Below are 13,130 nucleotides of genomic sequence, written 5' to 3' on the forward strand. Positions count from 1 at the left end.
GACGGGGCGTCGGGTCCGCCCCGTCGCACGGTCGGCGCTCAGCGCGGCAGGTCGGCGTGCCGCTGCAGGAAGGCCTCGACGTCGGCCGGGTCCTCCAGCGGCAGGGGGTAGACCAGCAGTCGGTCCACGCCCAGGTCGGCGTAGCGCCGCGCGTCGTCGGGGCTGGTCTCCACCGGGTCGATCTGCATGAAGTTGATCTCCAACCGGCCCAGGTGCGCGGGCCGGGGCACCTCGGCCTCGGCCTTGCGCAGCCCGTCGAGGTGGCGGGCCAGGTCCTGCGGGCCGCGGCCGTTGCCGATCCAGCCGTGCCCCTTGGCCACGGCCCGGCGGTAGGCGGCCGGGCTGTGGCCGCCGATCATGATGCGCGGGCCGTCGGGCCGCACGGGGCGCGGGTGCGCGTCGACCCGGGCGAAGTCCGCGTACCGGCCGTGGAACTCCGGTTCGGGCGCGCTCCACAACTGGCGCATCGCGTCCAGGTATTCGTCGGTGCGCCCGCCGCGCTCGGCGACCCGCACGCCGACCGCGGCCATCTCCGGCTCCAGGTAGCCGGGCGCGACGCCGAGCAGCAGTCGGCCGCCCGAGAGCACGTCGAGGCTGGCGGCCTGCTTGGCCAGCACCACCGGGTTGCGCTGCGGCAGGATCAGGATCCCGGTGCCCAGTTCCATCCGCTCGGTCAGCGCCGCGACGAAGGACAGGTGCACCAGCGGGTCGAGGATCGGGTCGGTGGGCGCCATCGGCGAGTCCGGCACCCGCGGGCTGGGCAGCACCACGTGGTCGCCGACCTACCAGGACCGGTAGCCCCACTCCTCGGCCCGGCGGGCCAGCCGCGCCGTGTCGGCCGGCCCCAGCGTCGCCTTGGCGCTCAGCCCGTACACACCCAGTTCCATGATCCCCGCCTCCGTCGTTCCCCGGCCGGGCGCGTCCGGCCGGGCGTCCGGGCGACGGTCCGACCGGAGCCCGGGCCGGCCCCTGCCCACCCGGGTCCGATCCGGTGAGCACGATCGATCCTGCCCCACGACGTCCCGGCCTGTCCCGGGATCACCGGTGGACGCGCCGGGTGTCGTCAGTACCGGACGACCGCCAGGAGCACCGTCGTGCACACCGCGGTGGCCAGCAGCACGGCGAGCAGGCAGCGGGCGCGCAGGCGGTGGTAGCGGGCGCCGTACTGCTCGCGGAGTCGCTCGCGGTGCTCCCGGAACTGTTCGAGCCCGCGGCGGGTGGCCTGGAGCTGGGTGTGCGCGAGGTGGTTCTCCAGGTCCAGCCGCTGAGCGGCCGTCAGCCAGGGCAGCAGGTCGGCGAACTCCTGGGCCGCCCGCCGGGCCTGCCGGTTCTGGTCCTGCCAGTACAGGTAGCCCTCCAACTGCCGCAGTCCCGCGTCGGCCTCGCCGGCGGCGGTGACCGGCCGGCCGCCGCCCCGGCCGGTGGGCGTCCGCTCGGTCACCGCTGCTCGTCGCCCGTGATCACCCGGCCGCCCTGGTGCCCGGCGTCCTGGATCTCGTCGGGGACCTCGGGGTGGTGCAGGTTGAACGCCGGGGACTCGGAGCGCACCCGCGGCAGGGTGGTGAAGTTGTGCCGCGGCGGCGGGCAGGAGGTCGCCCACTCCAGCGAACGGCCCCAGCCCCAGGGGTCCTCCTCGTGGACCTTCGGCGCGTACTTGGCGGTCTTCCACACGTTGTAGAGGAACGGCAGCATCGACAGGCCGAGCAGGAACGAGCCGATGGTGGAGATCATGTTGAGGGTGGTGAAGCCGTCCGAGGCCAGGTAGTCCGCGTAGCGGCGCGGCATGCCCTCCGCGCCCAGCCAGTGCTGCACCAGGAACGTGGTGTGGAAGCCGACGAACAGCGTCCAGAAGCAGATCCTGCCGAGCCGTTCGTCCAGCATCCGGCCGGTGAACTTCGGCCACCAGAAGTGGAAGCCGGCGAACATCGCGAAGACGACGGTGCCGAACACCACGTAGTGGAAGTGCGCGATGACGAAGTAGCTGTCGGAGACGTGGAAGTCGATCGGCGGGGACGCGAGCAGCACGCCCGTCAGGCCGCCGAACAGGAAGGTGACCAGGAAGCCGAACGCCCACAGCATCGGTGTCTCGAAGCTCAGCGAGCCCTTCCACATGGTGCCGATCCAGTTGAAGAACTTCACGCCCGTCGGGATGGCGATCAGCAGCGTCATGAACGAGAAGAACGGCAGCAGCACCCGCCCGGTGACGAACATGTGGTGCGCCCACACCGTCAGGGACAGGCCGGAGATGGCGATGGTGGCGGCGATCAGGCCGGAGTAGCCGAACATCGGCTTGCGGGCGAAGACCGGGATGATCTCGGAGATGATGCCGAAGAACGGCAGCGCGATGATGTACACCTCGGGGTGGCCGAAGAACCAGAACAGGTGCTGCCACAGGATCGGGCCGCCGCTCAGCGGGTCGAAGACGTGGGCGCCGAACTTGCGGTCCACCTCCAGGGCGAGCAGCGCGGCCGCCAGCAGGGGGAACACCATGATGACCAGCACGGCGGTCAGCAGGGTGTTCCACACGAAGATCGACATCCGGAACATGGTCATGCCCGGGGCGCGCATGCAGATGATCGTGGTGATGAAGTTGACCGAGCCGAGGATGGTTCCGAAGCCGGAGAACACCAGGCCCATGATCCACAGGTCGCCGCCGATGCCCGGTGAGTGAATGGCGTCCGACAGCGGCGAGTAGGCGAACCAGCCGAAGTCCGCCGCGCCGTTGGGCGTCAGGAAGCCGGCCACCGCGATCAGCGAGCCGAACAGGTACAGCCAGTAGGCGAACATGTTCAGCCGGGGGAACGCCACGTCCGGCGCGCCGATCTGCAAGGGCATGATCCAGTTCGCGAAACCCGAGAACAGCGGTGTCGCGAACACCAGCAGCATGATCGTCCCGTGCATGGTGAACAGCTGGTTGAACTGCTCGTTCGAGACGATCTGCGTGCCCGGCCGGGCCAGCTCGGCGCGCATGATCAGCGCCATCACCCCACCGATCAGGAAGAACGCGAACGACGTGCCCAGGTACAGGCTGCCGATCGTCTTGTGATCAGTCGTGGTGATCCAGCGGACGAGCACACTCCCGGGCCGGCGCGCTGCCCCCCGCGAGTCGGGCTCCGCCGCGGGCGGCGGGGTGCGGTCGGTCATGACGGTCATGGCGGCTCCCTTGCAAAAGCTGACCCGCCATCTCTATCAGTAATCCCCTGACTCCGTACGGTTACGAAACGGCTCGCGGTCACATCCGACCCCGCCTCCGAGGACCCGGAGGCGGGGCGCGCGGGGGTGCGCGGGATGACGGAGCGTCAGAACGCGGAGGTGTACGCCGTCAGGAACGACGCGGTCACGGGCGACCCGCCGGGGCTGAAGCAGATCGGGTACAGCTCGACGGCACCGGCGCTGCGGGCCCACGGCAGGGTGAGCTGGCACCAGCCGGCGCCGCCGCCGAACGCCGTGACCTGGGCGTGGTCGGCCGGAACGGCGACGCCGGGCAGGGTGACGGTGGAGGGGACGCCGACGGCCAGCGTGTTGCTCCCGGCCACCGAGTTGAAGTTGGTGCCGGACGGCACCGAGCCGTTGTACCAGAGGTAGCCGAAGGACTGCGGCGGGACCGCAGGGCCGTGCACGGCCCGCTCGGCGGAGTAGCTGAGCGTCCATTCGGTGTCGTAGGGCACGTTGGACGCGTCGAAGCAGAGGACCACGACGTTCTGCCCGCCGCCGGACGGCACCCATTCGGCCACCTTGCAGCGGGCGCCCTGCGTCGGGTCGACGGCGGTGACCTCGACGTTGCCGACGTTGGGGGCGGAGCCGACGCCGGGCAGCCGGACCGTCCAGAGGCCGGTGGACCCGTGGCTGGAGACGTTGCCGCCCCCGGCGGAGTTGTACTGGTCGATCGGCGCGCCGCTCGCGGCGGAGTCCAGGTAGGCGTAGTCACCCGGCACGGGGCCCCCGCTGCTGCTGGTGTACAGCACGGTGAACGGCGAGTTGTCGGGTGCGCCACCGCGCCGGTAGCAGGCCACCCTCACGTCGATGCCACTGCCGACGGCCCCCCAACCGGCCAGCTGGCACCAGGTGCCGCTGCGGTTGACGGCCGTGACGTGCGCGACGCCGCCGGGGCCCGCGATCAGCGGGAAGTGCACCACGTAGCTGCCGGGACCGGTCCGGTCGACGGTGACGGGGTTGCTCGCCGGGGAGGCCCAACTGCCCCACTGGCGCGACGGATCAGGAACGTAGCCGGTCGGCGGCGTCGGGTTGTCGACGAACGCGAAACCCCAGCGGTCGGGAACCGCGGCCCGCGCGGGGCCGGCGGTCGGCACGGCAGCCACGAGCAGCGCGGCCAGCAGGGCCAGCACCAGCAGCGCGGCCCGGACGGGACGGGCGGACGGTCGGTCGGATCCGGTGTGCATGGGCGGTCAACCCCCAGGGCAGTGAGGACAGGCACGGCGGCGCACCCCTTCCGGGGCGCCCGGGACAGGGCACGGCGGCCCCTGACACGACAGACCGTGCGCGGAGAACACGCGACGCGGGCACGGCAGTCCGGTGGCCACACATGCTAGGCGGGACCCCGATCGACACCCACCCTCCTGGCACGAACCCGTACCTCCGGCCACCCCCGGCGGGCGTTCGGACGACAGCCGGTCCGTCGACCGACGGAGCGTCGGCTACCGGTCCTGGCGTAGGCGCGGCCGACACCCGGGGCGGCTGAGCCGTCCCCGTTCCCATGGGGCCGGAGCCACCGGACGTCCCACCGGCCCCGGCCGGCCGGGTGTTCGCCGGGAGGGATCCGCCGCCTTCTCCGAAGGGGGCCGTCGGGGCCGTGACCCCCGTCTGCCCCGCTCGCCCCGTCCGAAAAAGGCGGCGCCCTTCCCCCCGTCTCCCCCCTCGGGCGCCGACCACCCCCACCCCCCGGATCCGGGGCGCCGACACCCAGGGCCTGCGGAACGAATCCCCCGATTCCCGCCGACCCGGCTGCGCCGGTCTCCCGGCGACAGGAAGATCGTGACAGCTCGGGGCCGGTCCGCACATTGCCAGGATCCGGCAATCTTGTCGGCCCCTTGACGCGCGATCCATGCACCGCCCTGACGGGGCCGCGGGCGGGCGAGCAACCACTCAGGGGCGCGTGCCCCGCCAGGCCGGGAGGCGCCCCCACGCACCCCTGTTCTCCGACCCCTCACAGCGCCTGTCGCGGCCAGCCCAGCAGGCGGGCGCCCATCGCGGCCGTTTCCAGGGTGTAGCGGTGGAGCGCGTCCGCCGGGTCGTAGCCGGTGAGGGCTTTGATGCGTTCTGCGCGGTAGCCGAGGGTGCGGACGCTGACGCCGAGGCGGCGGGCGGCTTCGGCGTTGACGTAGCCGGCTTCGGCCTGGACCGCGATGGTGTCGAGGAGGGGGCCGGCCCCGCCGCGGGCGGCGGCGAGGGGGCCCAGGACGGTGCGGACCAGGTCCGCCATCGCGGCGCGGTCGCGCATCAGGACCGGGAAGACCAGGAGTTCCTCGGCCTTCAGCAGTTCGGCGGGCAGGTCGAGGCGCTCCGCGAAGTCGAGCGCGTCGAGGGCTTCTTCGTAGCTGCGCACGACGCCGCCGGCCCCCGAGTGGCGGCGGCCGGTGGCGACCCGCCGGGCGGGCGGGTAGCCGGGGCCGGGGCGGAGTGCGAGTCGGGCGAAGGCGTCGAGGACGGCCTGTTCGCTCTCGGGGGCGACGCACACGAGTCGGCCGTCCTTGGTGGCGAGCAGCACGTCGCGTTCGCCGAAACGCCCGGTCAGTTCCCGTTCCACGCGACGCACCACGGGGTCGACGTGGCCGTAGGGCCGTTCGGTGACGGCGACGGCGACGGCGTGGGTGCGGGCGAGACGCAGGCCGAAGCGTTCGGCGCGTTCGGCGAGGGTGCCGAGGTCGCTGCGGCCGTACAGCAGGTCGTCGATGAATTCGCGGCGGGCGGCTTCCTCCTGACGGACGGCCAGCCGTTGGGCCCGTTCATGGCCTTCGCCGAGGGCGGCGAGCGCGGTCTCGGCGGCGATCAGCAGTGCTTCGCCGACCTGGCGCAGTTCGTTGACGGTGCCGGCGCCGGCGATCCCGGGGAGGGTGGTCCAGGCACGGCGGCCGGCGCCCATGCACCGGGCGACGACGTCGCGCAGGCCCTGCCCGTTCTCGGCGCAGCGTTCGCCGAGGGCGCGCAGGGATTCGACCTCGGCCCGGCTCAGGCGTCGCCCGGAGCGGGAGACTTCGGCGAGCAGCCCGACGTACCGGTCGCCGAGTTCCCCGACCACGGTCTGCTCGGGCACCGTCTGCTCGGCCATCTTGACGCCCTTTCACCTGCCGTTCGAAATCGCCGCATCCTAGCGGCCGGCGGGCCGGTGTCGGCGTCCGGTGTTGTTCGGGCCCGTACGATGGCGGGTGCGGCGCATGACGGTGCGTCGCCGTGATCTCGGGAGGTTCTCCGCCATGACGGCTGGCTCGACGGGCCCCAGGTGGGCGCTGATCGGCTGTTGGGCGGCGTTCGGGGTGGTGGCGCTGGCGCTGGCCGCGCGGGGGTGGGCGGCGTTCGGGTTCGAACAGGCCGTGCTGGACTGGTGCGTGGCGCATCGGCCGGACGTCGCGGTGACGGCGGCGACGGTGGTGACGGCCTGCGGGTCGGCGCCGTTGCCGTACCTGATGGCGTTGGCGGCCGGGGCGCTCGCGGTGCGGCGGGTGCGGGGGCCGGTGGCGGTGGTGCTGTTCGCGCCGACGGTGTGGCTGTTGCTGGGTCAGGGGCTGCGTCAGCTGCTGATGCACGGCTTCGGCCGGCCCCGGCCGCCGCTGGCGGCGCGGGCGGTGCACGCCTCGGGGTTCTCCTTCCCGTCGGGGCACGCGTTCACGGCGGCGGCCGGGGCGGGGCTGCTGGCGTTGGCGGTGGCGCTGGCCCGTCCGGGTGCGGCGCGCCTCGCCGCGGTGTGCGCGGTGGTGTTCGCGGCGGCGGTCGGTGCGAGCCGGGTGTACTTGGGGGTGCATTGGGCACTGGATGTGCTGGGCGGCTGGCTGCTGGCCGCAGGGTGGCTGGCGCTGGGTACGCTGCTGGTGTGTCAGGGCCGGGACAGTGGCGCTGTACTGCTGGAACGTCGACCCGGCGGGCGCCGGGATTGACCGGCAGGGGCGCGTCCGCGCCACGAATTGCCGTATATCAAGAAGGGTTTTCGGGATGGCTCAGGTTGTGCGGGGTGTGATCGCTCGGGCGAAGGGCGCGCCGGTGGAGGTGGTGCCGATCGTGGTGCCCGATCCGGGTCCGGGCGAGGCGGTGGTGAAGGTGCAGGCGTGCGGCGTGTGCCACACCGACCTGCACTACCGGGAAGGCGGGATCAACGACGAGTTCCCGTTCCTGCTGGGCCACGAGGCCGCGGGTGTGGTGGAGGCCGTCGGCGAGGGCGTCGACAATGTCGTCCCCGGTGACTTCGTGATCCTCAACTGGCGTGCGGTGTGCGGCCGTTGCCGCTCGTGTCGGCGGGGCCGGCCGCAGTACTGCTTCGCCACCCACAACGCGAAGCAGCAGATGACCCTGGAGGACGGCACCGAGCTGTCGCCGGCCCTGGGCATCGGCGCGTTCGCCGAGAAGACCCTGGTCGCGGCGGGCCAGTGCACCAAGGTGGACCCGGCGGCCGCACCGGCCGCGGCGGGCCTGCTGGGCTGCGGTGTGATGGCGGGCCTGGGTGCGGCGATCAACACCGGCCAGGTGGGCCGCGGCGACAGCGTCGCGGTGATCGGCTGCGGCGGCGTCGGCAACGCCGCGGTGATGGGCGCCCGGCTGGCGGGCGCGTCGCGGATCATCGCGGTGGACGTGGACGAGCGCAAGCTGGTCACCGCCCGCGGCCTGGGCGCCACCCACACCGTGAACTCGCGGGAGACCGACGCCGTCGAGGCGATCCGGGAGCTGACCGGCGGCAACGGCGCGGACGTGGTGATCGACGCGGTCGGCCGCCCGGAGACGTACAAGCAGGCGTTCTACGCCCGCGACCTGGCGGGCACCGTGGTGCTGGTCGGCGTGCCGACGCCGGAGATGACCCTCGAACTGCCGCTGCTGGACGTGTTCGGCCGCGGTGGCGCGCTCAAGTCGTCCTGGTACGGCGACTGCCTGCCGGAGCGGGACTTCCCGATGCTGATCGACCTGTACCTGCAGGGCCGGCTCGACCTGGACGCGTTCGTCAGCGAGACCATCGCGCTGGACGGCGTCGAGGAGGCGTTCGCCCGGATGCACCGCGGCGAGGTGCTGCGCTCGGTGGTGGTCCTCTGATGGCGGCCCGGATCGAACACCTGGTCACCGCGGGCGAGTTCAGCCTGGACGGCGGCACCTGGCAGGTCGACAACAACGTGTGGCTGGTCGGCGACGACCACGAGGTGGTGGTGATCGACGCCGCGCACGACGCGGACGCGATCGCCGCGGCGGTGGCCGGGCGCACGCTGGTGGCGATCGTCTCCACCCACGCGCACAACGACCACATCGACGCCGCGCCGGAGCTGGCCGCCCGCACGGGCGCGCCGATCCTGCTGCACCCCGACGACCAGGTGCTGTGGCAGCAGACCCACCCGGACCGGAAGCCCGATGGCGCGCTCGCCGACGGTCAGCAACTGACCGTCGCCGGCACCACGCTGACGGTGCTGCACACGCCGGGCCACAGCCCGGGCGCGGTCAGCCTGTACGCGCCGGAGCTCGGCACCGTGTTCACCGGCGACACCCTGTTCGCCGGCGGGCCGGGTGCCACCGGGCGGTCGTTCTCCGACTTCCCGACCATCGTCGACTCGATCCGCGAGCGCCTGCTGACGCTCCCGGCCGAGACGGTGGTGCGCACCGGCCACGGCGACTCGACGACCGTCGGCGCGGAGGCCCCGCACCTGGCCGAGTGGATCGCCCGCGGCCACTGACCGGCTGTCAACCCTCCGCCGCCCCCGACCTCCGGTCCGGGGCGGCGGACCCGTTTCGGGTGTTCATCATCTGTCCAACGGCTCTTCGTACCGTCCCCTCACCTGGCCGGCGACGCGAGGGCGTCGCCCGCAGGACAGGAGCATGGGGGGAAAGACAGTGAAGAAGAGACTCGTCGGCGCCTTGGTGGCCGGCGCCGCACTGGCCGCCACCGTCACCGCGGCCGCGCCCGCCGGCGCCGTGGTGGAGCAGGGCTGGGCGCACATCCGGAACGTGGGCACCGGCCAGTACCTGGACGACTACGCCCACAACACCAGCCAGGGCGCGCCGGTGTACGCCTACGCGCAGACCGGCCAGTCCAACCAGTGGTGGTGGGTGGCCAACAACACCAACAGCACGGTCACCTTCTCCTCCTACGAGACGCAGCAGTACAGCAGCGTCGGCAAGTGGTGGTACCGCAACCTCGTCCGCGACGGCGGCAACCGCGGTGTCCTCGGCCCGCAGCAGCTCTGGACGGGCGGCGTCGGCTTCGGCGGTCTGCCGGGCGAGGAGCTCTGGTACTACGCGGCCGGCGACGCCGGGACGTACATCCACTCCGCCGCCTGGAACGGCGACTGCCTGACCGCCCACGCCTGGGGCCAGGTGACGGTCGAGGGCTGCCGCACCGGCGACCACGACCAGCAGTGGAACGTCCAGTACAGCTGACCCGCCGGAAGGGAAGTCCCACCGTGAAGAACATCCGAAGGATCCTCACCGCCGCCGGCGTGTCCCTGTCCGTCCTGACGGGCGTGTTCGCCGTGGAGGCACCCGCCCGGGCCGCCGTGCCCCAGGGCTGGGCACACCTCCGGAACGTCGGCACCGGCCAGTACCTGGACGACTACGCCCACAACACCAACCAGGGCGCGCCGGTGTACACGTACGCGCAGACCGGCCAGTCCAACCAGTGGTGGTGGGTGGACAACAACGACAACAACACGGTCTCGTTCTCCTCCTACGAGACCCAGCAGGGCAACGGCCTCACCGGCTGGTGGTACCGCAACCTCACCCGCGACAGCGGCAACCGCGGCGTCCTCGGCCCGCAGCAGCGCTGGCAGCACGACACCCGCTTCGGTGAACTGCCCGGCGAGCAGCTCTGGTACTACGCGGGCGGCGACGCCGGGACGTACATCCACTCCGCCGCCTGGAACGGCGACTGCCTGACCGCCCACGCCTGGGGCCAGGTGACGGTCGAGGGCTGCCGCACCGGCGACCACGACCAGCAGTGGCTGATCTCCTACAACTGACCCGCCGGAAGGAACGTCCCACCGTGAAGAACATCCGAAGGATCCTCACCGCCGCCGGCGTGTCCCTGTCCGTCCTGACGGGCGTGTTCGCCGTGGAGGCACCCGCCCGGGCCGCCGTGCCCCGGGGCTGGGTGCACGTCCTGAACATGGGCACCGGCCAGTACCTGGACGACTACGCCCACAACATCGACCAGGGCGCGCCGGTGTACACCTACGCGCAGACCGGGCAGTCCAACCAGTGGTGGTACGTCACCATGACCTCCGCCAACCAGGTCGTCCTCTCCTCCTGGGAGACGGAGAAGTGCACCGACGGCTGGTGCACCACCAAGAGCTACCGGAACCTGCGCCGCAGCTTCAACAACACCGGCGAGCTGTCCGAGTACAACCCCTGGTACGACCCGTACGACAACACCGCGTCCAGGTCGCGCTGGTGGTACGCGGCCGGCGACGTCGGGACGTACATCCACTCCGCCGACGGCGACCAGGGCTGCCTGACCTCCCACGCCGGGAGCCAGGTGACGATCGAGGGCTGCCGCACCGGCGACCGCAACCAGCAGTGGACCGTCATCTACGCCTGACGGCCCCGCGATCCGTCAGCCCTTCGCCGCCCCCGGCGTCCCGTCCGGGGCGGCGAAGCGGACGGCCGCCAGCCGTTCCCGCGAGGTCGTGTCGGCGAGCAGCACGGACGTCGCGCCGGGGAACGCCGCCAGGCCCTGGTGGTCGACGGCCGTCACCAGGGCGGCCAGGCCGCGCACGTGGCGGCGGAAGGTGCCCGGGGCGGCGGTGCGGGCGCGGGCGTGCTGACCGGCCAGCGCCTGGTCGGGGTGGACGGCGAGCAGCACCACGTGCAGTTCCCGCCCGTACCGGCGGGCCCAGTGCGCGAGGGTGCGGCGCAGCCAGCGGCGGCTGCCGCAGTCGTGCACCAGCAGCGGCCCGGGGCCGCGCAGCGCGGCGCGGATGCGCAGCAGGTGCAGGGTCCGCACCACGGGCCGGTAGACGGGGTACGGGAGCCGGGCGGGCATCGCGGCCTGCGCGGCCAGGCGGCTGGTGCGCGGGTCGAGGACGGGGGCGTGGGCGTCCCAGCGGTGCAGCAGGGTGCTCTTGCCGCTGCCGGGCAGCCCGGCCACCACCACGGCGGCGTAGGGCCCGTAACGGACGGTCAGCGGCGGGCCGGGCCGGCCGCGCAGGTCGGTGACGCCGTGCGGGGCGAGTTCGCCGGCGGCTTCCACGGTGTGCTCCCCTTCGCTGTGACGACGGCCGTCCCGCCGTGGGCCACGGCGGGACGGTTCGGCAGCATAGCGGGGTGTCCGGGTCAGCTGTCGGTGACCCTGATGGCGCCGGCGGGGCAGGACGCGACGGCGTCCTCGACGGCGGAGCGCAGCTCGGCGGGCGGGCGGGCGTCGAGCAGCAGCACGACGCCGTCCTCCTCGCGCTGGTCGAACACCTCGGGGGCGTTGCGGACGCACTGCCCGGCGCCGCAGCAGCGGTCCTGGTCGACGGTGACGGTCACGGTTCCTTCTTTCGCGAGGTCGCCCGGGCGGGTCGGCGGGGCGGCGGTCACCAGGCGACCTGGAGCTCGTGGACACCGTAGATCAGCATGTCGTTCCGGAACGGGACGTCCTCGAACGGCACGGCGAGCCGCAGTTCGGGGAGTCGGCGCAGCAGGGTCTCCAGGGCGATCTCCAGCTCCAGCCGGGCGAGCGGCTGGCCGAGGCACTGGTGGACGCCGAAGCCGAAGGCGAGGTGGTGGCGGGTGTCGCGGGTGAGGTCGAGGGTGTCGGCGCCGGGGTAGCGGTCGTCGTCCCAGTTGGCGGTGTTGACCTGGAGGATGACGCCCTCACCGGCCCGGATCGTGGTGCCGCCGATCTCGGCGTCCTCGACGGCGACCCGGACCAGGCCGTTCTGCACGATGCTGAGGTAGCGCAGGAGTTCCTCGACCGCGGCGGGCGTGGCCTCGGGGTGGGCCCGCAGGTGGGCGAGCTGCTCGGGGTTGCGCAGCAGGGCGAGGATCGACAGCGCCGTCATGTTGGCGGTGGTCTCGTGCCCGGCTATCAGCAGCAGCCGGCCCATCGCGCCGATGTCCTCGATCTCCAGTTCGCCGCGGGCGACCAGGCGGCTGAGGATGCCGTCGTCGGGGTTGTCGCGCTTGGACGCGGTCAGCGCGTCGATGTACTCGGTGAGCCGGGTGTTGGCGTCGACGACCTCCTCGGTGGTGGAGCCGCGGTGCAGCAGGGTGCGGCTGCACTCCTGGAAGAAGTCGTGGTCCTGGTAGGGGACGCCAAGCAGCAGGCAGATCACCAGGGACGGCAGCGGCAGCGCGAACTCGTTGACCAGGTCGGCCTGGTGGCGTCCGTCGATCATCCGGTCGATCAGTTCGTCGGTGATCCGCTGGATCTCGGGGCGCAGCGAGGCGGTGCGGCGCATGGTGAAGTCGCCGGTGAGCATGCGGCGCAGCCGGCCGTGCTCGGGGTCGTCCAGCCGGATGAAGGTGGGCTTGACGGTGAGGAGCTGGCGGGAGGCCTCGGTGAGGAAGGGGAAGCCCGGGTTGTCGGGGTCGGAGCTGAACCGGTTGTCGGCGAGGACGGCGCGGACGTCCTCGTGCCGGGTGATCAGCCAGCACGAGGCGCCGTCGTACAGGCCGACCCGGCTGATCGGCTCGTCGTGCCGGGCCTGCTCGTAGGCGGGCGGCGGCGCGAACGGGCAGGTCCCGCGCGGGGCGGGGTGGCTGGTGGGAGAGGTTTGCGCGGCGGTGGCCATCTGGTGGTCCCTTCCCGGAGCTCGGCCGGCGGAGGCGTCGGCGGGCGAACCTTGCGACTGCGCGGCCCGGGCTGTTGAGTGCCTCGGGCAACTAACTCACGGTCACGCTAACTCGCGGTCCGTGGCCACGGGAAGGTGATCCTGGCCGGATCGTGAATTCTGTCCGGATTCCGGCGACGCGCATGCGTTCGCCCCCGAACCGGGAACCCCGCC

The 13,130-nt window shown here is 72.6% G+C and carries 14 protein-coding genes; 6 read left to right on the plus strand and 8 right to left on the minus strand.

The genetic code is table 11. The annotated features are described in order from the left end of the window. Positions 1 to 38: 38 nt before the first annotated feature. From ACI1MP_RS35040 to ACI1MP_RS35060, 5 genes are all read right to left on the minus strand, one after another. Positions 39 to 770, minus strand: a complete 732-nt coding sequence (locus ACI1MP_RS35040) for a TIGR03619 family F420-dependent LLM class oxidoreductase (protein ID WP_404870479.1) — start codon at positions 768 to 770, stop codon at positions 39 to 41. A gap of 293 nt (positions 771 to 1,063) precedes the next feature. Beyond that, the gene (locus ACI1MP_RS35045) at positions 1,064 to 1,441 is read right to left on the minus strand and encodes a hypothetical protein (RefSeq protein ID WP_380333271.1); all 378 of its coding nucleotides are present in this window, start codon (positions 1,439 to 1,441) and stop codon (positions 1,064 to 1,066) included. Then, positions 1,438 to 3,144: a cytochrome c oxidase subunit I gene (gene ctaD, locus ACI1MP_RS35050; protein WP_404870875.1), complete on the minus strand. Its 1,707-nt coding sequence runs from the start codon at positions 3,142 to 3,144 to the stop codon at positions 1,438 to 1,440. The genes ACI1MP_RS35045 and ctaD overlap by 4 nt, the downstream gene beginning before the upstream one ends. A 155-nt stretch (positions 3,145 to 3,299) precedes the next feature. Then, entirely contained in the window at positions 3,300 to 4,400 is a 1,101-nt protein-coding gene (locus ACI1MP_RS35055; RefSeq protein WP_404870480.1) for a hypothetical protein, read from the minus strand. A gap of 764 nt (positions 4,401 to 5,164) precedes the next feature. Beyond that, the gene (locus tag ACI1MP_RS35060; protein WP_380333269.1) at positions 5,165 to 6,286 is read right to left on the minus strand and encodes a PucR family transcriptional regulator; all 1,122 of its coding nucleotides are present in this window, start codon (positions 6,284 to 6,286) and stop codon (positions 5,165 to 5,167) included. A gap of 145 nt (positions 6,287 to 6,431) precedes the next feature. Between ACI1MP_RS35060 and ACI1MP_RS35065 the strand changes: the two genes are divergently transcribed. The 6 genes from ACI1MP_RS35065 (at position 6,432) to ACI1MP_RS35090 (ending at position 10,738) form a co-directional block, all read left to right on the plus strand. Continuing rightward, positions 6,432 to 7,109 carry a phosphatase PAP2 family protein gene (locus tag ACI1MP_RS35065; protein ID WP_380333268.1) on the plus strand — a complete coding sequence of 226 codons (678 nt, stop codon included), beginning with the start codon at positions 6,432 to 6,434 and terminating at the stop codon, positions 7,107 to 7,109. A 55-nt stretch (positions 7,110 to 7,164) separates the two neighbouring features. After that, positions 7,165 to 8,250 (plus strand): S-(hydroxymethyl)mycothiol dehydrogenase, encoded by a 1,086-nt coding sequence (locus ACI1MP_RS35070; protein ID WP_404870481.1) that lies wholly within the window; start codon positions 7,165 to 7,167, stop codon positions 8,248 to 8,250. After that, positions 8,250 to 8,879 carry an MBL fold metallo-hydrolase gene (locus ACI1MP_RS35075; RefSeq protein ID WP_100586485.1) on the plus strand — a complete coding sequence of 210 codons (630 nt, stop codon included), beginning with the start codon at positions 8,250 to 8,252 and terminating at the stop codon, positions 8,877 to 8,879. Before ACI1MP_RS35070 ends, ACI1MP_RS35075 begins: the two co-directional genes overlap by 1 nt. 142 nt (positions 8,880 to 9,021) lie before the next feature. Next, positions 9,022 to 9,582, plus strand: coding sequence for an RICIN domain-containing protein (locus tag ACI1MP_RS35080; protein ID WP_404870482.1), 561 nt, complete (start codon positions 9,022 to 9,024; stop codon positions 9,580 to 9,582). 23 nt (positions 9,583 to 9,605) lie between these two features. Next, entirely contained in the window at positions 9,606 to 10,160 is a 555-nt protein-coding gene (locus ACI1MP_RS35085; protein ID WP_404870483.1) for an RICIN domain-containing protein, read from the plus strand. A gap of 23 nt (positions 10,161 to 10,183) precedes the next feature. Beyond that, on the plus strand, positions 10,184 to 10,738 hold the full coding sequence (locus tag ACI1MP_RS35090) for an RICIN domain-containing protein (RefSeq protein ID WP_387992517.1): 555 nt from the start codon (positions 10,184 to 10,186) through the stop codon (positions 10,736 to 10,738). Between the two features lie 15 nt (positions 10,739 to 10,753). On the opposite strand, the gene ACI1MP_RS35095 is transcribed toward ACI1MP_RS35090, so the two are convergent. From ACI1MP_RS35095 to ACI1MP_RS35105, 3 genes are all read right to left on the minus strand, one after another. After that, positions 10,754 to 11,389 (minus strand): AAA family ATPase, encoded by a 636-nt coding sequence (locus ACI1MP_RS35095; RefSeq protein ID WP_404870484.1) that lies wholly within the window; start codon positions 11,387 to 11,389, stop codon positions 10,754 to 10,756. An 83-nt stretch (positions 11,390 to 11,472) separates the two neighbouring features. Beyond that, on the minus strand, positions 11,473 to 11,670 hold the full coding sequence (locus tag ACI1MP_RS35100) for a ferredoxin (RefSeq protein ID WP_043909247.1): 198 nt from the start codon (positions 11,668 to 11,670) through the stop codon (positions 11,473 to 11,475). 47 nt (positions 11,671 to 11,717) lie between these two features. Next, entirely contained in the window at positions 11,718 to 12,917 is a 1,200-nt protein-coding gene (locus ACI1MP_RS35105) for a cytochrome P450 (RefSeq protein WP_404870485.1), read from the minus strand. Positions 12,918 to 13,130: the final 213 nt, after the last annotated feature.

The sequence above is a fragment of the Kitasatospora griseola genome (genome assembly GCF_044999035.1).
Lineage (GTDB): Bacteria > Actinomycetota > Actinomycetes > Streptomycetales > Streptomycetaceae > Kitasatospora > Kitasatospora griseola.